The following is a 23,357-nucleotide window of genomic DNA, read 5'->3' on the forward strand; positions in this document are numbered from 1 at the left end:
CCACATGTGAGAAGTTGCCAAAATGCTTAGAATCGCTAAAGAAGCTCTTACCTTTGATGACGTACTTTTAGTACCTGGTCATTCTACTGTTTTGCCACACACGGCAAATATTTCAACTCGCTTAACGCGTGGTATCAAACTTAACTTGCCGCTCATTTCAGCATCTATGGATACTGTTACTGAAGCTCGTTTAGCTATTGCCCTTGCGCAAGAAGGCGGTCTTGGTTTTATTCATAAAAACATGACCATTGCAGAACAAGCGAAAAACGTTCGTAAAGTTAAAACCTATGAAGCAGGTATTGTTTCATATCCTGTTACGGTAACGGCTGATCTGACTATTGCAGATGCTGTTGAGTTGTCTCAGGAAAAGGGATTTTCAGGTTTTCCTGTAACCGATGGTGACAATCACCTTGTCGGGATTGTAACAAGCCGCGATATGCGCTTTGAGACTAAGCTTGAACAACCTGTTTCAACTGTTATGACGAAAAAAGAAAAGCTAGTTACCGTTAAAGAAGGCGCAGCTCGCGAAGAAATTTTAGGCTTAATGCACGAACACCGTATTGAAAAAATCCTTGTTGTTGATGATGCGTTTAAGCTCAAAGGCATGATCACAGTAAAAGATTACCAAAAGGCTCAAGACAAACCACACGCATGTAAAGACGAGCAAGGTCGTTTACGTGTAGGTGCAGCTGTTGGTGTTGGTGCCGGGACTGATGAGCGTATTGCAGCCTTAGTTGAAGCCGGTGTTGATGTACTACTAATTGATACCTCTCATGGTCATTCACAAGGTGTTATTGACCGCGTTGCACAAACACGCCAAGCTTACCCTGAACTACAAATTGTTGCGGGCAATGTAGCTACTGCCGAAGGTGCTATTGCGCTTGCTGATGCGGGCGCAGACGCGGTTAAGGTGGGTATCGGCCCAGGTTCAATTTGTACTACACGTATTGTTACCGGTTGTGGTGTACCGCAAATTACGGCTATTTCAGATGCGGTTGAAGGCTTAAAAGGCCGTGATATCCCTGTGATTGCCGATGGCGGCATTCGTTTTTCTGGCGATATTGTAAAGGCGTTAGTTGCCGGTGCGTCGTGTGTAATGGTGGGCTCTATGTTGGCAGGTACTGAAGAGGCACCGGGTGAAGTTGAGCTTTATCAAGGTCGTTACTACAAGTCTTACCGTGGTATGGGTAGCTTAGGGGCAATGGATCAAAAAGAAGGTTCATCAGATCGCTACTTCCAAAAATCAAACCAAGCTGACAAGTTAGTACCAGAAGGCATTGAAGGTCGCGTAGCTTACAAAGGGCCAATTGCAACCATTATTCACCAACAAGTGGGCGGTCTGCGTAGTGCAATGGGTTTAACCGGTTGTGCCACAATCGAAGAGCTAAACACTAAACCGCAATTTGTACGTGTTACGTCTGCAGGTATGGGTGAGTCGCATGTTCATGACGTGCAAATTACCAAAGAAGCGCCTAACTACCGTTTAGGTTAATCACTCCTCACTACTTGAAATAACTGGGCTGGTATTTACTAGCCCTAATATAGCCACACAGCTTATGCTGGTGGCGTTTAGCATCTGACTTTACGAGATACTTCATGAGCAAAGATATTCACGATTCACGGATCCTCATTTTAGATTTTGGTTCACAATACACACAGTTAATCGCCCGTCGCGTGCGCGAAATTGGTGTTTATTGTGAGCTTTGGGCTTGGGATGTAACCGAAGAGCAAATTCGCGAGTTTAACCCGCAAGGTATTATCCTCTCTGGTGGCCCAGAATCAACTACGCTTGAAAACAGCCCACGTGCTCCTGAGTATGTATTTAACGCCGGTGTACCCGTTCTTGGTATTTGTTACGGTATGCAAACAATGGCAACGCAGCTAGGTGGGCGTGTACATAGCTCAGATAAAAAAGAATTTGGTTACGCACAAGTTGAAAAAGTGGGTAACTGTGCATTATTTGATGCCATTGAAGATCATATTACTGATGGCGGTAATGGCATATTAGATGTGTGGATGAGCCACGGTGATAAAGTAATGGAAATTCCAGATACGTTTAACACTACAGCTAAAACATCTACCTGCCCGCATGCTGCGATGTCTAACGAAGAAAAGCGTTTTTATGGCGTGCAATTTCACCCAGAAGTAACGCACACACATCAAGGGCAACGCTTATTAGAGCGTTTTGCTATTGATATTTGTGGTTGTGAAAAATTATGGACGCCAGCAAAAATAATCGATGATGCCATTGAGCGCATTAAAGAAACCGTAGGCGACGACGAAGTGATTTTAGGGCTATCGGGCGGTGTAGATTCATCGGTTGTGGCTATGCTTATTCACCGCGCCATTGGTGAGCGATTAACGTGTGTATTTGTTGATAACGGCTTACTTCGTTTAAACGAAGGCCAACAAGTAATGGACATGTTTGGCAATAAGTTTGGCTTAAACATTGTTAAAGTAGACGCGGAAGATCAATTTTTAAATGACTTAGCGGGTAAATCAGACCCTGAAGATAAGCGCAAAGCCATTGGCCATACGTTTATTAATGTATTTGATGAGCAAGCTAAAAAGCTTAAAAATGCTAGATGGTTAGGCCAAGGTACAATTTACCCTGATGTCATCGAATCAGCGGCATCAGCGACTGGTAAAGCGCATGTAATTAAGTCGCACCATAATGTGGGCGGCTTACCAGATGACATGAAAATGGGCCTTGTTGAGCCATTACGTGAGTTATTTAAAGATGAAGTACGTAAAATTGGTTTAGAGTTAGGTTTACCGTACGACATGCTTTACCGTCACCCATTTCCGGGGCCTGGTTTAGGTGTGCGCGTTCTTGGTGAAATCAAAAAAGAGTACTGTGATTTACTTCGCCGCGCAGATGCTATCTTCATTGAAGAGCTTCACAAAGCAGAGCTTTACCACAAAGTAAGCCAAGCATTTACGGTATTTTTACCGGTTAAGTCGGTAGGGGTGATGGGGGATGCACGTAAGTATGATTGGGTTGTTTCACTTCGTTGTGTAGAAACCATCGACTTTATGACGGCGCGTTGGTCACATTTACCGTATGAATTTTTAGGTGTGGTTTCAAACCGTATAATTAACGAAATCGACGGCATTTCACGTGTTGTTTACGATATTTCAGGTAAACCACCTGCGACGATTGAGTGGGAATAACTCTCTCATTACTTTAATTAAGTAATAACTAACGGCGAATTAGCATGCTAATTCGCCGTTTTGTTTATTTAAAAAGCAAATAAACTAAAAGTTTGATTTTTTACTTTACCTTTGTCGAAAGGTCTTTATAATTCATCGTCATTGCAGGGGCGTAGTTCCAATTGGTAGAACAGCGGTCTCCAAAACCGACGGTTGGGAGTTCGAATCTCTCCGCCCCTGCCATTTCTTCTTTACATCGTTTTGATTACTTCATATATTATTCAACTTACTAATCCATCGAGTTGTTATGCATTCACGTTACGCATCTGTTTTTGGTATAGAAACGCTTGAACTTAATCAATACTTTCGCCCAGCTCAACCGGCAATTTCATCGTTAATACTCTGTGATAAATTAAAAGATGATATTGAGCGCGCATTTGCGCCTGTAACAATAAATTCAATTGTTAAATCGCCAACCATCGAGTTTAGTGAGCAACAATTAGGGCTACCTAGTTCAAACCTAACTTGTGCACAAAAACGCACATTATGGGCATTAATGAGTGAATACCTTGATACACTTTAAACCGGTTACCGATGAGCATATTAATGACCTTATGGTCATTGAAAATGCCTGCCATACACATCCTTGGGCGTTAAAAACTATGCAGTCGTGTTTGCAGGGGCGCTATTTTAATTTAGCCGCGTTCGATGACGAGCAAATGATAGGTTTTTACATTGGCGAAAAAGCAGGACCTGATTTTACCTTAATGGATATTTGTGTTGCTCCAAGTTTTCAGGGGCAAGGGGTTGCTAAGCAGTTACTAACACAGTTTATAGCGTACGGTGAGCAACACAGTGCCGAAAACTTATTTTTAGAAGTGCGAGCGTCTAATATGCGGGCTATTGCTTTATATGAACGTGCAGGCTTTATTGAAATGTCAGTACGTAAAAATTATTATCCCAGCGATGCGCCAAATAAAAATGGCTTTGAAGATGCTATTTTAATGGGCATGGCACTGGGTTTAAATTTTTAACGGTATTACTTATTAGCAATTGTAGTCTCTATGGCTGTAATTAGCTCTGCAATCCGCTTTTCGCTTTGTGGCATATCACTGCTCGCCAAACTTTGCTCAACCGCCGAGGCACTTTGATAAATATCATCAAACCCAAAACAACCCGCACTGCCTTTAATACTGTGGGCAAGGGCGCGTAATGTTTCCCAGTCTCGGCTGTTATACAGAGTTTTTATTTGTTTTAAATAATCTGGCAAACTTGTCAAATAATTAGCATTTATTTGCTGAAATTTTTCACTTTTTAATAAGCTGTCCCATTTATTTTGATTATCACGTTCAAGGTGTAAATAACTTACAAGTACATTTTCCAGTGCGTCTTTATCAATGGGTTTCCCCAGCGCTTTATCACAGCCTGCTTCAAGGTAAGTATCAATATCATGGTTCATGACATTAGCGGTTAGGGCGATAATTGGGCCATCATAAGCCGCATTTCTAAGCATTTTAGTTGCTTCTAAGCCGCCCATAACCGGCATTTGCATATCCATGATTATTAGTTGGTAGTCGTTCACTAATGCCATTTCTACTGCTTGTGCTCCATTGTTGGCCATGTCAGGCTCTAATCCCCATGTTTGTAATAGTAATTTAATCAGTAGCTGATTATCGGGATTATCTTCTGCTACTAAAATATGCGCATCAAAGCTATTGGTAGCAAAAGAAAGTTGTGAATCTTTTTCCGGAGTCAATTGAGATGGTTCAGTTAAAAATAGTTTATTACTGAGCTCATTAGCTAAATGACAGTCTATATCAATTGTAAAACAGCTACCTTTACCTACTTCGCTGGTTACGCTCACATCACCACCAAGCAGTTGAGCTAAATTTTTTGAAATACACAGCCCTAATCCCGTGCCACCAAATCGACGCGTGGTGGTCGCATCAGCTTGTTCAAATGGCGTAAATAATCGACTTATTTGGTTTGCCGACATGCCTATGCCGCTATCTTCTATTACAAAGGTGAGTGTGTTTGGTGCTTGGTATTTAGCCGTAATTATTACATGACCATGCTCAGTAAATTTAACTGCATTACTGGCGATATTGATGAGTATTTGTTTTAAGCGGGTAATATCGCTGTTAATAGTGTGCGGCAACGGCAGTGAGTAATTAACGCTAAATGACAGCTGTTTTTGTTGTGCGAGAGGTTTAATGATTGATTCAACATCGTGAATTAGCTGTACAACATTTAACGGGGTTTGTTCAACAGCCAGTTTTTCGGCCTCAATTTTTGATAGATCAAGGATGTTATTAATCAGCTCTAATAAGTGTTTTGAATTACGTAAAATAGTACCCAAATGGTGCTTGTCATTGGTTTGCTTATTGCTATGCAGTAGTTGTTCAGTAAAGCCCATAATTGCGGTGAGTGGGGTGCGAATTTCATGGCTCATATTGGCTAAAAATCGACTTTTGAGCTGGTTGGCTTGCTCTGCTTGGGCTATGGCTGCTTCAAGCTTACTATTCATCGACTCAAGCGCTTTAGTGCGGCTTTCTACTTTGTCTTCTAAGTGATGTTTATATTCTTCTAACTGTTGTTGATAATGTTTTATTTGATTAATCATATGATTAAAGTCGTTAAACAGTATGCCTACTTCATCCGTTGTGTAAGCGGGCAGTGTGACTGAGAGGTCGCCATCACCAACGCGATGACTTGCTTCACCTAATAATTCAATTGGATTGAGTAATAAATTACGTACCACAATAAAAATTAAGATGGGTAAAGTGATCACAGAAATAATCACAATGAGCCCGGTAATTACACTAATCGCCTTACCCGATTGGTATAAAACGGCTTTGGGAATGGTTGAGACATAGTAATAACCGCCGCTCATTTGAGCTGCAAAAATTAGTCGTTCTATTTTATCAACACTTGAAAGCTCGATGGTAGATAAGCTACCTATATCGGCTAAGTCGTTAATTTTATTTAGTTCATATTCGCTGACATAGTGGCCTCGCATTTTATAATCAGAACTAAATAGAATTTTTCCATCATTGGCGAGCAGTAAGTTTAAGGTATTATTGTATGGCGCTTCTAAAATACTGGTATTTAAAATAGAAGGGTCAACCTTTAATATTATAAAACCAAGTTGTTGTGGGCGCTTTAAATAATAGTCAACACTGTATATGCGTTGTACAAAGTATAAGTTGGTGGCGCCATCTTCTTTTTGTACCATAAACTGCTGTTGGCTTAAATTACTTTGTGTGACTTGGTCAAAAAATGGATAAGACTTAGGCGCTACGGTTAAATTACTGGAGTAATACGCGTCGCTTTTACCATTTTTAGAAATTAAATTGATGCTGATAATATCAGGATAGGCTTCACTGTAACTGGCAAATACATCCATCAATGCACCAAGGCGATAAGTATAACGGGCGTCTTCGAATAGATCTTTTGCTAAAAAATCACTCAGTACAGGAGACGCTGAAAGTAATTTGGCAGTTGCATGGAATGAATCTATGTAGTTGAACACCTTTTGCTGCTGCTGCTCTACAAAACGACTCATAATCAAATCAGCTTGTTTTTGTGTAGAGTTTGTTACATTAGTGAGCGTGAACCCGCCTAAAAATAACAAAGGCAATATAACCAGTGGCGTTATATACCATAATAATCGAATACTTAGTTTACTGGTTTTCATTACCCAACATTTAATCCTCCATGTAATCGGACAATAATATGATTTACAGCACTATTACTCAAGCATGGTGTTAAGTTAGTGACCAATTTATATCGTTATTGTTAATAATTATTGGGAACACCCATATTAATCGTTTCATTAAAAAAGATTCATTAATACCCAACCATTGATTGTTTATAATGCCAAGATCAGCGAAAATAGTAGTCAATTACAATTAATATAACGGATAGCGTCACAAGAGCTAATTTGGGTTCTTGTTGGGGTATGTTGAGCTTTCGGGGTTGGCTTGTAATTAGCTCTGAAAGCTCAGCATACTAAAATACAAATACATCCGTATATCAACTAAAAGAATCTTTTTAATGGCTGAACAAAATCTCCTTAGCGAAATTAATAAGCGCCGTACCTTTGCGATTATCTCGCATCCGGATGCGGGTAAAACCACCATCACTGAAAAAGTATTGTTATTCGGACAAGCAATTCAAAAAGCCGGAACGGTAAAAGGCCGTGGTTCAAACCAGCATGCCAAGTCTGACTGGATGGAAATGGAAAAAGAGCGTGGTATTTCTGTCACTACTTCAGTTATGCAATTTCCATATAACAAGGCTTTGGTTAACCTACTTGATACCCCAGGACACGAAGACTTCTCTGAAGATACATACCGAACTTTAACCGCGGTAGATTCGTGTTTAATGGTCATTGATGCTGCTAAAGGTGTAGAAGAACGTACTCGCAAGTTAATGGAAGTAACACGCCTGCGCACCACGCCAATTGTTACCTTTATGAATAAATGTGACCGTGACATACGTGACCCAATGGAGTTGCTTGACGAAGTAGAAACAGAGCTAAATATTGCCTGCGCCCCTATTACGTGGCCAATTGGTTGTGGTAAAGAATTTAAAGGTGTTTACCATATCCATAACGAAGAAACTATTTTATATAAAACGGGCCAAGGCCACACTATTCAAGAAGTGCGTAGCATTAAAGGGCTAGATAACCCAGAGCTCGACCAAGCGATTGGTGATGAGCTTGCCGCGCAGTTACGTGAAGAGCTAGAGCTGGTTATTGGTGCATCACACGAGTTTGATTTAGATTTGTTTTTAGCCGGTGAGCTATCGCCTGTGTATTTTGGTACCGCACTTGGTAATTTTGGTGTTGATCACGTTTTAAATGGCCTAACGCAATGGGCGCCAACGCCTTTACCACGTGAAACTGAAGACCGCCAAGTCGTAGCGACAGAAGAAAACTTCACAGGGTTTGTATTTAAAATTCAGGCCAACATGGACCCAAAACACCGTGACCGTATTGCTTTTATGCGTATTGTATCGGGTAAATACAGCCAAGGCATGAAAATGAACCATGTGCGTATTGGTAAACAGGTGAGTATTTCTGATGCGGTAACCTTTATGGCCGGCGATCGTGAACGCACAGCAGACGCTTACGCCGGTGATATTATTGGTTTACACAACCACGGTACGATTCAAATTGGTGACACCTTTACTCAAGGCGAAAAAATTAAGTTTAGCGGTATTCCAAACTTTGCCCCTGAATTGTTCCGCCGTATTCGTCTGCGCGATCCATTAAAACAAAAGCAATTATTAAAAGGATTAGTGCAGCTTTCAGAAGAGGGCGCAGTACAAGTATTTAGGCCATTAATTAATAATGACTTAATTGTAGGTGCGGTAGGTGTGTTGCAGTTTGACGTGGTTGTAGCGCGTTTAAAGGCAGAATATAACGTTGATGCAATTTATGAAAGCGTGAATGTAAACACCGCCCGTTGGGTTAGCTGTGATGATGTTAAAAAGTTTGAAGAGTTTAAACGTAAGTGCGAAAGCAATTTAGCACTCGATGGTGGCGATAACTTAACGTATATCGCGCCGAGTCGTGTCAATCTTAACTTGTCGATTGAACGTTACCCTGAGGTGGTATTTAACCACACCCGTGAAAACTAGACCATACGCATAGAATTAGCACAAAAGCCCGCTTTGGTGGGCTTATAAAGGTAAACAATATAATGAATATTCGTACCATTTTAGTAGAAAAAGCCATTGCTGCCATGACTGCCGCAGGCTTACCTGCAGATACCAACCCAGCGGTTACACAAAGCACACGCCCACAGTTTGGTGATTACCAAATTAATGGCGCGATGGGTGCAGCTAAAAAAATGAAAAGTAACCCACGTGAATTGGCGCAAAAGATTATTGATCAGTTAGATGTAAGTGACATTGCTGAAAAAACGGAAATTGCGGGCCCTGGGTTTATTAATATTCACTTAAAACCTGAATTTATAGCACAAAGCGTACAAGCTGCTAATAACCATGCAAAACTTGCAGTAAATGAGCACGCCAAGCCACAAAAAGTGGTGGTTGATTACTCATCGCCTAACCTTGCAAAAGAAATGCATGTAGGTCATTTACGCTCAACCATTATTGGTGATGCGGTAGTGCGTGCGCTTGAATTTAGAGGCGATACCGTTGTACGTCAAAATCACATGGGTGATTGGGGCACACAATTTGGTATGTTAATCGCGCATTTAGAAGATCAAATTAACCAAGGTGTTGATTTAGATACTGTGGCCCTTGCTGATTTAGAAACTTTTTACCGTGATGCCAAAAAGCGTTTTGACGATGAAGAAGGCTTTGCCGATAAAGCACGTAACTACGTGGTTAAACTGCAAAGTGGCGACGCACACTGTGAAAAACTGTGGAAGCTATTTATTGCCACCTCAGTGAAGCACTCTGAAGAAGTATACAAGCGTTTAAACGTAACCCTTACACCAGCCGACATTATGGCTGAAAGTGCCTATAACAGTGAACTTAACGATATTATCAGCTTACTAAAAGATAAAAATATAGCCGTAGAGTCGCAAGGCGCGCAAGTGGTATTTTTAGATGAGCTGGCAAATAAAGACGGTGAACCTTCAGCGTTTATTGTGCAAAAATCAGGGGGCGGCTTTTTATATGCAACCACAGATTTAGCGGCCTGTGATTACCGTTCAAACAAACTAGGCGCTGAGCGTATTTTAATATTTGTAGATGCGCGCCAAAGTTTACACTTTAACCAAGTAGAGCTCACTGCACGTAAAGCTGGTTTGTTACGTGATGAAACCAGTTACGAGTTTTGCCCATTTGGCACCATGATGGGCGCTGATGGCAAACCATTTAAAACCCGTACAGGTGGCACGGTAAAATTAGCTGATTTACTTGAAGAGTCAATTACTCGCGCAGCAGCTAAACTTGCTGAGCGTGAATCAGATATATCTGATGAAGAACGCAGTGAAATTGCTCGTAAAGTGGGCATTGGCGCGGTTAAATACGCTGATCTTTCTAAGCACCGTACCAGCGATTACATTTTTAACTGGGACAGCATGCTAAGCTTTGAAGGCGCAACAGCCCCTTACTTACAATATGCGTATACGCGCGTGCGCAGTATTTTCCGTAAGTCTGGCGTTGATGCTGTAAGTTTAAAGGCTGATGTGAGTATTATTGAGCCGCAAGAGAAAACCCTGGCACTTAAATTACTGCAATTAGAAGAAGTGCTTGATCTGATGATCAACGAAGCCACGCCGCACGTATTATGTGGTTACTTATACGAGCTAGCCAGTTTATACATGACTTTCTACGAAGCTTGCCCAGTGCTCAAAGAGGGCGTAGAGCCAAGTGTGCGTGATAGCCGTTTAGTGTTGTGTAATTTAGTGGCAGATACGCTGCGCACAGGCTTAGATCTACTAGGTATCGAAGTCATGGAGCAAATGTAATCTGCTGCGTGTAGTTCGCTTTAGCTGCGTTGGTAAAACTATTTAGCCTAAGTCACATACAAACCGTATGCTCCTTGGCATAAATAGTTTTACCGCCTTGCTAGCACTTCTACACTTGTAGATGCGAAGCTTGGCACTAAATAGTTGACCCTAATCACATAGGGATAAGTCGAGTGTCCGCCTTGTCTTAGACTAAACTACTTAGGTGAACGTCTGCTGCGTGTAGTTCGCTTTAGCTGCCAACAGGCATGCTTAGGCTAAACTAGCTAGGCCGGATTTTGTTGTAGGTTGGGTTGAGCGCAGCGAAACCCAAAAAAGCTAAGTCATATACAAGAACGTATGCTCCTTGGCATAAATAAACTCATTGCCTTGCGAGCACTCCTGCACTTGCAGATAATTTTAGGTGTTAGGTGTTAGGTGTTAGGTTTATACTTGACACCTCCTAATAGGTCATCAATTTGTAGCTGACAGCTCCGTAGGTTGGGTTGAGTATAACGAAACCCAACAAAGTTAATATAAATCACGCATCTTTTTGGTTGCTTGACCAGATAGTTGGTTGTTTACTTTGATTAACCTAGAACCTAGAACCTAGAACCTAGAACCTAGAACCTAGAACCTAGAACCTAGAACCTAGAACCTAGAACCTAGAACCTAGAGGGAATTTTATGAAACTCGAAGATATACGTCGTGAATACTTACAAGACGCGCTCAGCGAAGATAACTTATTGGACGATCCATTCAAACAGTTTGAAACTTGGCTTGAGCATGCGGTGGGCAGTAATCTTCCCGACCCTACAGCAATGGTGGTGGCGACAGTTGATAATACAGGCCAGCCTTCACAGCGTATTGTGTTGCTAAAGCATTTAGATGATAACGGCTTTGTGTTTTTTACTAATACTGGTTCACGAAAAGCACAAGAGCTTAAAGGTAATAATAAAATTTCCTTACACTTCCCATGGCACCCTATGGAACGCCAAGTAATTGTGTATGGTGAAGCGCAGCCATTACCTACATCGGCTGTGGCTAAGTACTTTTTATCGCGTCCTAAAGAAAGTCAATTAGCAGCATGGGCTTCAAAGCAAAGCCGCCCGGTATCATCACGTAAAGTGTTAATGGACACCTTTGCCAATATGAAAAACAAGTTCGCTAAAGGTGAAATTCCACTTCCTGATTTTTGGGGTGGATATTGTGTTGTGCCACAAAAAATCGAGTTTTGGCAAGGCGGTGCACATCGTCTACATGATCGCTTTATGTATCAGCGACAAGCCGACAATAGTTGGACAATTACCCGTTTAAACCCTTAATAGTTTAATAACGTGAAGTTTATAGACTCGCATTGTCATCTCGATTTTAGTGAGTTTGATGAAAATCGAGAATCACTGATTAATGCCTGTGTAGCAAAGGGCGTTATACAATTTATTGTGCCAGGCATTAGCTTGGCGCAGTCTAAAAAGCTACTGCAGTTTAAAGCAACCTACCCACAAATCAGCATAGCTGCAGGGCTACATCCTTATTTTTTAGCGCAGCATCAGCAATCGCACTTAGAATCATTGTTTAATTTTGCTAAAACAAACAAAGCTCAGCTGGTGGCTATTGGTGAATGCGGGCTTGATCGCAGTATCGAAAATCTTGAAAAACAAACTTTTCTGTTTGAGCAGCAAATAGCCCTTGCTAATGAACTTAACTTACCACTGATTGTGCATCACAGACAAAGCCATGATTTGATAGCGCAATCGTTTAAGCGTTGTAAACCTAAGAATGGCGGTGTGATCCATGCTTTTTCTGGCTCAATACAACAAGCACAGCACTATATAAAGCTGGGCTTTAAACTAGGAGTCGGTGGGATAATAACGTATGAACGCGCAGTTAAAACTTGCGCAGTAATAGCAAAAATTGAACCTCAACATTTAGTGCTTGAAACTGACTCTCCCTCAATGCCATTAAGTGGTTATCAAGGTGAAATAAACACACCGCTGCATATTCCTAATGTGTTTAACGCACTATGTAGCTTAAAACCAAACAGTGATAAAGAGGTGCTTGCCAAGCAGCTTTACGATTCGTGCTCTGAGGTTTTTTGTATATAACGATTTACTTGCCAGCGCTTTAACCCTCTGCCTAGTTGCCAAGTGAAAATACAGGCAATTATCAACATTAGTAATACTTGGCGTCCTAAATCGTGAAAATGATTATGGCTAGCAGAGACCGCAGCACGGGTTAAATAGGTGATAGATACAAAGCCGATAGGGCGGTTATCATCCGAAATCACTTGTTCAACGAACGGGGTTTTTAATTTACTAATGCCTGGGGATGACTCGGGTAATAAGCCATATACATGATGCGATTGCCAATTATCGCTGCTGGCAAGCATTACACCTTGCTTGTCATAAATAGTGGCTGAGAGTACAAATTCATCTTGGCTTATGTTGTTGCACAGCAAAGTGAGTTGCGATTTGTTTTTTTCAATTAACGGCTGCTTGGCATTGAGTGCCATAAACTGAGTCAGTGATTTAGCTGCACTATTAGCATTATCGTAAAGTAATTGATGGCTTTGAAAGCTACTGTTTATGCCAACCCAACTTAATAAAACAAAGCAGCCAGCCGCTAATAATAAACGAGTTAAACGCTTTTTTTGCGACGCTGTAAGTGGATTTTTAAGATGGTTATTTTTCATAGTCACCGTATATGCTGCTGACAACATTTTGTTTTGATGTTACAACTACACTATAACCTTAAATCTACCCTGATGGCGAATTTTGTATCTACTCTCTCTATCATCAATGCGCTAAATGTCAGGAAATGTAAACGGAGATCCCATGTCGAATGCGAACATGGCACAGCACAGTGCTGAGCTGTTATTATCACAATTTGCTCTAAATAAATGGTTCAGCTATCAAGAAGGTATTTTTGCACCTTTAACTGCATCCCCTAACAGAAGCCGAGGATTATTTAGCATTGCATTTGCCGGTGATTTTACTATGGCGCATATCAATAGTGTTATTGACTTTTTTGCCACACACCAGCAAAAGGTTACAGCTATCTGTCAGTATCAGCCCGATTTGGGCCTATCTCCTGCGCTGTGTTTTTACATAGAAAACGCAGTTCAAGCTATTAATCCACTTGAGTTACAAACTTTTGCAAATACCCTAGGCTGTCAGTTAGTACAAGTGAGTACCCCCCCTGATTTGTACTCGCCGGGATTATTGGTGATGGATATGGACTCTACTGCAATTAAAATTGAGTGTATTGATGAAATAGCGCGTTTAGCTAATGTATATGACGAAGTTGCGAGCGTAACTGCACAAGCGATGGCAGGTAAATTAGATTTTAGTGACAGTTTACATCAGCGGGTTGCCAAGCTTAAAGGTATTGAAAAAAGCTTAATTGATAATCTTAAAAATACACTCCCTTTAATGGAAGGTATTAAAGTGTTGTGCCAAATTTTAAAACAACACCAATGGTATTTAGCAATAGCGTCGGGTGGTTTTGTACCGTTTGCTGAGCGGGTACAGGAGTTGATTGGTCTGGATGAAGTGCATGCCAATGTACTGGCGTTTAAAGATGATAAACTCACAGGTAGGGTGTTAGGAGATATTGTCGATGCAGAGCGAAAAGCGGTAGTTTTAAACACATTACAACAAAAATTGGGCCTTGAAAAAATGCAAACGGTGGCTATTGGTGATGGCGCAAACGATTTAAAAATGATGGCTCAAGCTGGGCTAGGGGTTGCGATACATGGTAAACCCAAAGTGATTGAACAGGCCAAAGCCGCTATTTGCCAAGGCTCATTATTACAATTGTTGTATATGTTGGCTATTCCGCTTAATACACCACAGGTTTAACTTAAACGATTTAACCAAATGAGTTTACGTCTGCTCATTTGTTCAACCTGTTGTTGGTTGAGCGCTAAAGGCTCAATTGCTTCATCTGTTACATCAATAATATCGCCAACACCCGCGACAGACCATAAAGCATCTTCTAAGTCTTTAGCTTTATGCAGTGCGTATTGGCTAACATACTGTAGCTCATTAGCTAAATAGTCAGTATCTAAGCGCCCTGTGCGTGAAATATATAAACGCATAATAAAAACCAACTCCGATTTAAGTCTTTTACTTATTTGTGGCTTAAACTTGCTGCAATCAGTGCCTAAAATACACTGACTGGTGATTGCATCGGCAATATTTTCTTTTTTAGGGTCAAAGCTAATTACTAAGCTAAATTCTACGGGCGGGTCTTGGCGGGAGCGATCTTTTATATTAGGGGTTATTACATCAACAATGTGGGCTCTAGTTATCATACTCGATAGGTCTGTTTTAGCGTTTAACAGTGCAAAGTTTTGTAAAATAACATGCAGTGGACTTGGGTATAAACCAAGCCCCATGGCACCCACTTCAAAATGTGCCATTGATTTATGTAAGTAAATTGGGAATTGGCACAGTGTTTTGGTCACCATATTTCTAAGCGCGGTAGAAAGCCCCGGTACTTTTGGTGACTCTTCGGCCGCTTTTAATTTTTGTTTGTTGCTATTAATTAAAAGGGTAAAAAAATCGACCCCAGTATGAGATAACTCTTTTTCTACATAAGTTTTTAAATTAATGGTGGTTAACGATTTACTCACTGCCATTACTTCATACTGAATAAGACTAAGAGAATAGTTTTTGGTAATTTTTTGCAAGTCAGGAAATGACAGTGAAACAACATCCCCTTTTTTAAAGTTAACGGCTTGATTGCATTCTAGCTGTAAACCAAATACTGAAAAATCCCGCGTATGGCCATGTAATACCGCATCACGAGTATTAATAATAACACTCGTTTTATATAAATAGCGCTTGTTAGAACGAAGGTTTACATACTCAAGGGCAACAGCGTTAAGTTCGGGGGGCGATTCATGCTTACTGTGGCCAAAGAGCTTTAGTCTATTTGCTAACGCTTTATTGAATTCGTAACGCTGATAATGCTGTTGCTCGTGTTTACCGCCCACTTGAGTAAGCAGCATTAAATATTTAACATTTGTTATTGCCCCTTCAACACGCGGTGAAGGCCGCTTATTAAGCTTCTCAATGTTTTTACCTAATGAATTTGGTAAAGATAGTGGAATATACGCATCTTCGCTGTGGCTTGGCATCAGTTGTAGCTTAAAGCAACGCCAACTGTCTCTTTGGCTACCAAAACCTAAAAACAGAGCTTTTAATTGTGGTTGCTGTTCAAGCTCTGAACGTGTGGCTGAATAGTAGTAAATTTTCCCCTTAGAGATATGAGTAAAGGTATATAAATATTCTTCCTTCACAGCAACAGGTTTTAAAGCAAGGGTACGAACACGCTTATGGTTTAATACATTGTAAAGGCATGATGTTTTTCGCTCATCAGTAAAATAGCGTTGAATAAATAAATTATTTTCGGTGGTTAAACTCAGGCTTGGATAATAAACACCATTTTTTTGGCTAATAAAAACGTATAGAGAATTTACCCTAGGAATGTAATATTGCTCATATCCCTTAGAAATAACAGCATCTAAGGTATTATCTAAGTTCACTTTATAGCGGCGTTTATTACCATTAATAAAGCTTTCTAAAAAGCGATCAAATGCCTTATTATTTTCTTTAAAAGTACGTTTTAGGCGAATATGATTAAATTCATCTGAAGTGTGTTCTATAGCAACAACTTGATATTCAATGCCCTTTTTTAGCCCTAGTTCAAAATCTTGTTCTAGTCCCATCAAGTGCATGCTAATAAGCTGATCTTTTTTTAAGCTGTAACGCGATGTTAGTTTGATTTTACAGCCACTGAGTGAAATATCAGAGGTACTTGCTTCAATTTTTGCTTGCCCATCATATTCAATAGTAATTTTAATTGAGTAATTCATTCGCTCTTCACAGCGACTTTCATACGCTGCAAACTTAATTACATTGGTAGGCAATACAGGTTGTTTTTCAGGCTCAATAGTTGGTTGTGTGGCTTGTTTTTGCTGCAATATACGGTAGTTGTTCTCAGTGTTCATTACCGCTTCGTAAACAGCAAGGGTATAACCGTGGTGTTGTTTTATGGCCGCTTCGAATACATTAATTGCGGTGTCATCCATAAAGTGCTGCTTACCTTTATAGTCATAAGGTTTCACCTCACCTGTTACTAAACCGCGTAGATCAATAAAGCGGTCTATCGGCTGAGATAAACGTGACATTTCCATTTTTATTAAAAACTGCTCGGGTTTGGTTAACTCGGCGGTTTTTGACTTGAAAATGAGGTCAAACTTAGCATTTCCTAAATACTGTTTTAATTCATCAACAAGTTTTTCATGCTTAAGCAATACGTCTTCAGCCATTTATAAATCATCACCGTCTAATTTAAAAGTAGGTATACTTTGTGTTTGTTATTATTTGCTATTAGCCAATTAATTGGCGAGTTACTACTGGCTTTTTTAAGCAAGAAGTATGCCCTAAGCTAAATGTAACAACATCCTAATGGTATAAGTGTGATACTAAATGTGCTTAATCACAAGACGTTGTTGCTAAAGCTCAGTGTGCAATGGCAAAATACGCTGAACAATGAAAAGAGTAGGTAAGGTTTTAAATGGCTAAAGCGGCTAAAATAGAGTTTGTTTGTACAGAATGTGGCATGAACTATCAACGCTGGCAAGGTCAGTGTCGCTGCGGTGCGTGGAATACGTTAGCCGAGTTTAAACCCTCAGCAGGGCAAAGCAAAAAAACGGCCGTTCGCACCAGTGTTGGCGGCTATGCAGGTGGCGTTGGTGGTGGCTCTAAAAAAATCAATGAAGTGGCAACAGCCGAAGTTGAAAAGCAGCCTACCGAAATTGGTGAACTTGACCGTGTTTTAAGCGGCGGCGTGACCACCGGCTCAGTGAATATTATTTCAGGCGATCCTGGGGCGGGAAAAACAACACTGTTGTCGGATTTAGTGGCAAGAATGTCTCAGCGCATGCCGTCGCTTTACTGCACCGCGGAAGAGTCTTTATCGCAGTTTAAAAATCGAGTAAACCGTTTAAAGCTTGATTATAATGAAAATGAACTCTATTTACTGTCAGAAACCAGTGTTGAAACAATTATAGAAGAGCTGGATAAAAATAAAATTAAGTTTGCCGTTATCGACTCCATTCAAGCAGTCGTTACCGATACCGCTAATGGCAGCCCAGGCTCACCCTCGCAAGTAAAAAGTGCCGCTCAAGCGCTTACTCAGTACTGTAAGCAAAACGATGTGACCATGTTCATTATTGCCCACGTCAATAAAAATAATGAAATAGCTGGCCCACAAACTTTAGTACATATTGTTGATGCGCTATTGCATATTGACACCAACGACGGTCAAGTGCGTACACTGCGAGCCAATAAAAACCGTTTTGGTGATATTGATACCGTGGGTATTTTTAAAATGTGTGAACGCGGTATGCTGAGTGTGGATAACCCCAGTGAAATTTTCTTATCGGGTTCAACAACAGAATCACCGGGCTCAACAATTACCTGTATCCGTAAGGGTAATCGTAATTTGCTGCTCGAAATTCAATGTTTAACCACTGAAACCGAAGCTGAGTTCCCACAACGTGTGTGCGTGGGGTTAAATATGAACCGAATTAAAATGCTCACCGGTATTTTACGTAAGCACACCAAAACCAAAATATTTCACGATACATTTTTTAATATTGTTGGCGGCTTAAAAATTGATGAATCAGAAACCTGTATCGATTTAGCACTCGTTACGGCATTACTGAGCAGCTTAAACGAATTTGTTGTACCGCGAACGACTTGTATTATGGGAGAGCTGAGTTTAAACGGTGATGTGCGTCCAATCGACAGTGGTGTACCACGGGTTAAAGAGGCGGCACAGCACGGGTTTACTGAAATATTTATCCCATTTCGCAACTACCATAAATCAATGGAAGGGCTGGGCGCTAAAATAACGCCCGTTAAAACCGTGCACGAGCTACTTAGCTTAATTAATTAAAAACTGCTTAACGGCTAATGCTCCCAATGATAGTCTTGCTTTGAACTATTAACGCAAAGAATTTAATAAGGAAATAACATGAAAAAATTAGTAATAGCAGCCGCAATTATTGCAGCCGGTGTGGGTGGCGTAAGCTATGCAAACTATGTAGCAACTCAAGAAGTGCGTGCTGAGGTTGATAAGCAGTTGGCTTTAGTTACTGAACAAACAGGTGCTAGCTTTAATTATACAAAGTTATCGGCCAGTGTTATTTCAAACAGCGTGACTATTAGCAACATAGAAGTGACCAGCCCAGAGGGTGATAATATTGCCACGGTTGAACATGTTGAAGTAATAGGTTACGAAACCGATAAAATATCACCCCATACCGCTTTTACGCTGAAAAACTTTCAGTTTGATAAAACGTTTGTATCTAAATTACCAGGCGATACAAACACGATGTTAGCGTCGGCCAGTTATGATTTACACTCATCATTAGATTACGATGAGCAAACAGGTAACAGTGACATTGTGGTTAATCTGCATGCCAACGATATTGCCAGTATGAATATGAATATTGGGCTAGCTAATTCTAAAGCATTTATGGATGCCTCACTTGAAATCAGTAAGGCTCAGCAAGGTGCAGGCAATACGCCGCTTACCTATGAGCAAGAGCTACAACAGCAAACAATCATGATGCAAACGATGAGTCAGCTTGAACCACGTAATGTCAGCTTTATCGTTAATAATCAAGGTGATCTTAAAGGTTTATTAGAAAACGAGCTTGCCAAACAAGGTATGACGCTTGAGCAAATGCAAGCAATGCTTGCACAGCAGCTAGAGCAAGCGCCTGTGACCGAAGAAATCGCACAAGCGTTAATTGCTTTTGCTAAAGGATTAAACTCGCTTAGTATTTCAGCTAAACTCCCAGCAGGTAAAACCATGATGGAAGTAAATCAGCAGCTAATGATGTTAGCGGGTCAACCCGATGAGTTGGTTAAATTTATAAATTTAGACGTTAAAGGCGATTAATAGTAGCCTTAGTAATAACACTAGACATATCAAATAATTAAAGCGTGAATTTAGTTTGCGCTTTTTTTGTGCCTTTTAGTTATATACCTAAACGATCTCAAAATGCCAGCGTCGTTAGCGTTAAAAGCGATTTAGGCAAGGTATTGATGACAAAAAATGTCAGAGTCAATGAGATTAATACCTTAACCTGATTTTTATAAACATAAAAAACAGGCGAATGTTAAAGATTTGTACTATTTTAACTGTTGCACATTGCAAAATACTAACTACTAACGAAATAAGGTAGCGTAAAATGATTAAAAAGCTGTTTTGGTTATTAACTATTAATTGTGCTTTGTTTTCTGGGGCGAGTTATAGTGAGATTAATCTATCAGGGTTTTCAAGTATTAATGCTGGTAAGGTTCTATCAGGAAGTGGCGTTCCTCAATATGATATCCCCCCAACATTTCTAGCTGATTACCCTAATGTTTCAGCATATACTGAAGAAATTTCCTTTAAACCTGAAAGCTTATTTGGACTTCAGATCAGGGCAAATTTAGCCGAAGGTTTATCCATGACAGGACAAATTATAGCGCGTGGAGCAAATGATTTTGATGCTAAAATTGAATGGGCGTATCTATCGTACGAAGTAAATGATAACTGGACTGTTCAGATTGGTAAAAAGCGTTTACCGCTGTTTTATTATTCTGATTTTTATGATGTAGGTTATGCCTATGTATGGATGCGTCCGCCGGCTGATAATTACACATGGCAAGTTTTTAATTACAACGGAGTCAATGCATTATATAGCGGTGATATTGGCGATTGGTCTGTAATGGGAAATATTTACTTTGGTGAAGAGGATGACACAGAAAATAAACTTTTAAGTGAATTCTTTTTCGGCGAACCTACGCGGGAGGTATGGCGAGATATGATGGGGGGAGTGTTGCAGCTAAATAAAGACTGGTTTGAAGTGCGCATGACTCATATGACCTATAAAAATGAGCGTTACCGTGATGGAGAGCGGGTTTTATTTGATGGGAAAAATAGTCGAACAGGCAAATTTTATGGATTAGCTGTTAACTTAGACTTTGATAATATTTTTGTTTTAACGGAACTAAATAGGCTAGATCTTAATGGTAATAGCGATACAGCGATGATTACATTAGGCTATCGTTTAGATTCAATCACTCCTTATTTTAGCTATTCACAATTTGAAGAAGATATAGTTGATGGCGAACAACATAATACGACTTCAGTGGGGTTGCGTTGGGACTTTCATCCATCTGCTGCGTTTAAGGTTCAATATGATGATGTTAAAGATAAGTCATTTGAGTTAGCAGTGGCAGGAGACAGTAAAGCTGTTTCCATTGGCATTGATTTAGTATTTTAAGGAATCAACATGACGTATTTAAAAAAAATTATTTTTATATTTTTAATCATTACATGTTTTAGTGCCCGTTCTGAATTGGTTGTGATTGTCCATCCTTCAAATAACGTAAGTTTTGAACAATCAGATATATCAAGACTTTTTTTAGGTAAAACTAAATCATTTCCTGATGGCAGCCAAGCTGTGCCTATAAATCAAGATGAGAGTTCAAACGTACGAGATGAGTTTGATAATTCAGTTTTATCAAAGTCAGGGAGTCAATTGAAGGCATATTGGTCAAAGCTAATTTTTACAGGTAAAGGGTCACCGCCAAAAGAGGTGTCTAACGATTCTGAGGTTATAGACTTGATCAGTAAAAATCCCAGTATGATAGGTTACATAAACAAAGCTTCATTAACTGATACAGTTAAATCGGCTGGAAGCTTTTAATTAATCATCTTAGCAATAAAAATCGATTACATTTAAATCTGTAATCGATTTTTTAATTTGAAAAGCAATTAGTGCAATATACGCGCTCTAATTGTACCTTCTACCGCGCTTAGTTCTTTAAGCGCTATTTCTGAGTGGTCGGTGTCTACATCTATAACCACATAACCAATTGATTCATCCGTTTGTAAGTACTGTGCAGCAATGTTAATTCCGTGTTGAGCAAAGGCTTGGTTAATTTGTGTTAATACGCCAGGGCGGTTGTGGTGTACGTGTAATAAGCGGCTGCGGTTAGCAAGCTCTGGTAATGATACTTCAGGGAAGTTAACCGCTGTAATTGTTGAGCCATTATCTGAGTATTTAGCTAATTTACCAGCCACCTCAATACCAATGTTTTCTTGCGCTTCTTGGGTTGAACCACCAATATGCGGGGTTAAGATAACGTTGTCGAATTCGCGCAGTGGCGAGATAAATTCTTCATCGTTCGATTTAGGTTCAACGGGGAATACATCAATAGCAGCGCCGCTGAGCTTTTTCTCTGTGAGTGCTTCTGCTAGCGCATCTATATCAACCACAGTGCCGCGTGAGGCATTAATTAATATAGCGCCTTGCTTCATCACAGCAAGCTCTGCCATACCAATTAAATTTTTAGTTTGTGGTGTTTCTGGTACGTGTAAGCTAATAATATCAGCGCGTTGTAATAGCTGCGTTAAATTGTGTACTTGCGTTGCATTACCCAATGAGAGCTTGTCTTCAATGTCGTAATACTCCACATTCATACCAATGTTTTCAGCCATAATACCCAGCTGAGTACCTATGTGACCATAACCAATAATGCCAAGGGTTTTACCACGGGCTTCAAACGAGCCATTGGCTGTTTTTAACCAGCCGCCACGGTGTGCGGCTGCATTACGCTGTGGAATACCACGTAATAACAGTAGTATTTCACCTAGCACCAGCTCAGCCACAGAGCGGGTATTTGAAAACGGCGCATTAAACACCGCAATACCGCGCTCTCGCGCTGCAGTTAAATCTACTTGATTTGTACCAATACAAAAACAACCCACAGCGACCAGCTTTTCAGCCGCATTTAATACGGCATCGTTTATATGAGTGCGAGAACGAAGCCCTACAAAGTGCACATCTTTAATGCGCTCAATAAGCTCGTCCTCTGGCAGTGATGTTTTAACGTAGTCGATATTGCTATAACCATTGCGTTTTAGCGTTTCAACCGCGCTTTGGTGAACACCTTCAAGCAAGAGAATTTTAATTTTGTCTTTTGCTAACGATACCTTACTCATAACCCTATCCTATATAATGTGTGGCCCATTTTTAGTGCCGATAATCACTTTATCAGCACCGCGTTCTGCAAATAGGCCGTTGGTAACTACGCCAACAATTTGATTTATTTGTGTTTCAAGCTGTTTAGCATGGGTAATTTTTAAATTATGTACATCTAAAATAACGTTGCCGTTATCGGTAATAACACCTTGGCGATAAACGGGGTCACCGCCGAGTTTTAATAATTCACGGGCAACGTAGCTGCGCGCCATCGGAATCACTTCAACTGGCAGTGGAAAGCTCCCTAAGGTTTCGACTAATTTTGTGTCATCAACAATACACACGAACTGTTTAGCGACAGCTGCGACTATTTTTTCGCGAGTGAGCGCAGCGCCGCCCCCTTTGATCATTTCGTTCTGGGCATTAATTTCATCTGCGCCATCAACGTATACATCCAGTGCCGATACATCGTTCAGCTCAAATACTTCTATACCAAGCTCTTTTAAGCGCGCTGTAGAGGCTTCTGAACTAGAAACCGCACCGACTATCGTGTCTTTTACTGTGCCTAGGGCATCAATAAAATGATTAACGGTTGAGCCTGTACCCACACCCACTATGGTGTTTTCTTTTACAAACTCGAGTGCAGCCCACGCAGCTGCTTTTTTTAATTCATCTTGTGTCATTGTTGTCTGCTCATTTTTTCAATTAGGATGTTG

At 40.4% G+C, this 23,357-nt stretch carries 18 protein-coding genes and 1 tRNA gene; 14 read left to right on the forward strand and 5 right to left on the reverse strand.

Features of this window, described 5'->3' with window-relative positions; all coding sequences use genetic code 11:
• Nucleotides 1-22 precede the first annotated feature (22 nt).
• The 5 genes from guaB to rimI all read left to right on the forward strand — a co-directional run bounded on the left by guaB (nt 23) and on the right by rimI (nt 4,187).
• On the forward strand, nt 23-1,492 hold the full coding sequence (gene guaB, locus AC6H44_RS02920; RefSeq protein ID WP_500737401.1) for an IMP dehydrogenase: 1,470 nt from the start codon (nt 23-25) through the stop codon (nt 1,490-1,492).
• A 104-nt stretch (nt 1,493-1,596) separates the two neighbouring features.
• Entirely contained in the window at nt 1,597-3,174 is a 1,578-nt protein-coding gene (gene guaA / locus AC6H44_RS02925; RefSeq protein WP_500737402.1) for a glutamine-hydrolyzing GMP synthase, read from the forward strand.
• 145 nt (nt 3,175-3,319) lie between these two features.
• Nucleotides 3,320-3,396: transfer RNA gene (locus AC6H44_RS02930), tRNA-Trp, on the forward strand.
• Nucleotides 3,397-3,460: 64 nt separating this feature from the next.
• Entirely contained in the window at nt 3,461-3,736 is a 276-nt protein-coding gene (locus AC6H44_RS02935; RefSeq protein WP_500737404.1) for a hypothetical protein, read from the forward strand.
• Nucleotides 3,723-4,187 (forward strand): ribosomal protein S18-alanine N-acetyltransferase, encoded by a 465-nt coding sequence (gene rimI / locus AC6H44_RS02940; protein WP_500738364.1) that lies wholly within the window; start codon nt 3,723-3,725, stop codon nt 4,185-4,187. The genes AC6H44_RS02935 and rimI overlap by 14 nt, the downstream gene beginning before the upstream one ends.
• A gap of 5 nt (nt 4,188-4,192) precedes the next feature.
• Here rimI and AC6H44_RS02945 read toward each other — a convergent pair whose 3' ends face one another.
• Nucleotides 4,193-6,850 carry an ATP-binding protein gene (locus tag AC6H44_RS02945; protein WP_500737405.1) on the reverse strand — a complete coding sequence of 886 codons (2,658 nt, stop codon included), beginning with the start codon at nt 6,848-6,850 and terminating at the stop codon, nt 4,193-4,195.
• Nucleotides 6,851-7,209: 359 nt separating this feature from the next.
• Here AC6H44_RS02945 and prfC point away from each other — a divergent pair, with 359 nt between their 5' ends.
• From prfC to AC6H44_RS02965, 4 genes are all read left to right on the forward strand, one after another.
• Complete coding sequence (gene prfC, locus AC6H44_RS02950; RefSeq protein WP_500737406.1) at nt 7,210-8,799, forward strand: peptide chain release factor 3; 1,590 nt, start codon at nt 7,210-7,212, stop codon at nt 8,797-8,799.
• Between the two features lie 62 nt (nt 8,800-8,861).
• A complete protein-coding gene (argS, locus tag AC6H44_RS02955) occupies nt 8,862-10,604 on the forward strand; it encodes an arginine--tRNA ligase (protein ID WP_500737407.1) in 1,743 nt (580 codons plus the stop codon).
• A gap of 665 nt (nt 10,605-11,269) precedes the next feature.
• Entirely contained in the window at nt 11,270-11,908 is a 639-nt protein-coding gene (gene pdxH / locus AC6H44_RS02960; RefSeq protein ID WP_500737408.1) for a pyridoxamine 5'-phosphate oxidase, read from the forward strand.
• Between the two features lie 12 nt (nt 11,909-11,920).
• Nucleotides 11,921-12,688 (forward strand): TatD family hydrolase, encoded by a 768-nt coding sequence (locus AC6H44_RS02965; RefSeq protein WP_500737409.1) that lies wholly within the window; start codon nt 11,921-11,923, stop codon nt 12,686-12,688.
• Here AC6H44_RS02965 and AC6H44_RS02970 read toward each other — a convergent pair.
• Nucleotides 12,655-13,275 (reverse strand): AhpA/YtjB family protein, encoded by a 621-nt coding sequence (locus tag AC6H44_RS02970; protein ID WP_500737411.1) that lies wholly within the window; start codon nt 13,273-13,275, stop codon nt 12,655-12,657. The two genes, AC6H44_RS02965 and AC6H44_RS02970, sit on opposite strands and share 34 nt — an antisense overlap.
• Nucleotides 13,276-13,417: 142 nt before the next feature.
• Here AC6H44_RS02970 and serB point away from each other — a divergent pair, with 142 nt between their 5' ends.
• Nucleotides 13,418-14,443 (forward strand): phosphoserine phosphatase SerB, encoded by a 1,026-nt coding sequence (gene serB / locus AC6H44_RS02975; RefSeq protein WP_500737413.1) that lies wholly within the window; start codon nt 13,418-13,420, stop codon nt 14,441-14,443.
• Here serB and AC6H44_RS02980 read toward each other — a convergent pair.
• Nucleotides 14,440-16,920 carry a PilZ domain-containing protein gene (locus AC6H44_RS02980; protein WP_500737415.1) on the reverse strand — a complete coding sequence of 827 codons (2,481 nt, stop codon included), beginning with the start codon at nt 16,918-16,920 and terminating at the stop codon, nt 14,440-14,442. The two genes, serB and AC6H44_RS02980, sit on opposite strands and share 4 nt — an antisense overlap.
• A 248-nt stretch (nt 16,921-17,168) precedes the next feature.
• Between AC6H44_RS02980 and radA the strand changes: the two genes are divergently transcribed.
• From radA to AC6H44_RS03000, 4 genes are all read left to right on the forward strand, one after another.
• Nucleotides 17,169-18,554, forward strand: a complete 1,386-nt coding sequence (gene radA, locus AC6H44_RS02985; RefSeq protein WP_500737417.1) for a DNA repair protein RadA — start codon at nt 17,169-17,171, stop codon at nt 18,552-18,554.
• A gap of 78 nt (nt 18,555-18,632) precedes the next feature.
• Nucleotides 18,633-19,565 (forward strand): aq_1923 C-terminal domain, encoded by a 933-nt coding sequence (locus tag AC6H44_RS02990; RefSeq protein ID WP_500737419.1) that lies wholly within the window; start codon nt 18,633-18,635, stop codon nt 19,563-19,565.
• 292 nt (nt 19,566-19,857) lie between these two features.
• Nucleotides 19,858-20,937: a porin gene (locus AC6H44_RS02995; protein ID WP_500737421.1), complete on the forward strand. Its 1,080-nt coding sequence runs from the start codon at nt 19,858-19,860 to the stop codon at nt 20,935-20,937.
• A 9-nt stretch (nt 20,938-20,946) separates the two neighbouring features.
• Nucleotides 20,947-21,363 carry a type 2 periplasmic-binding domain-containing protein gene (locus AC6H44_RS03000; RefSeq protein WP_500737423.1) on the forward strand — a complete coding sequence of 139 codons (417 nt, stop codon included), beginning with the start codon at nt 20,947-20,949 and terminating at the stop codon, nt 21,361-21,363.
• Between the two features lie 68 nt (nt 21,364-21,431).
• Here the strand turns inward: AC6H44_RS03000 and serA are convergent, their stop codons facing one another.
• Entirely contained in the window at nt 21,432-22,661 is a 1,230-nt protein-coding gene (gene serA / locus AC6H44_RS03005) for a phosphoglycerate dehydrogenase (protein ID WP_500737425.1), read from the reverse strand.
• A gap of 9 nt (nt 22,662-22,670) precedes the next feature.
• On the reverse strand, nt 22,671-23,324 hold the full coding sequence (gene rpiA, locus AC6H44_RS03010) for a ribose-5-phosphate isomerase RpiA (protein WP_500737426.1): 654 nt from the start codon (nt 23,322-23,324) through the stop codon (nt 22,671-22,673).
• Nucleotides 23,325-23,357 lie beyond the last annotated feature (33 nt).

The sequence above is a fragment of the Pseudoalteromonas sp. TAP-3C genome (assembly GCF_059888565.1).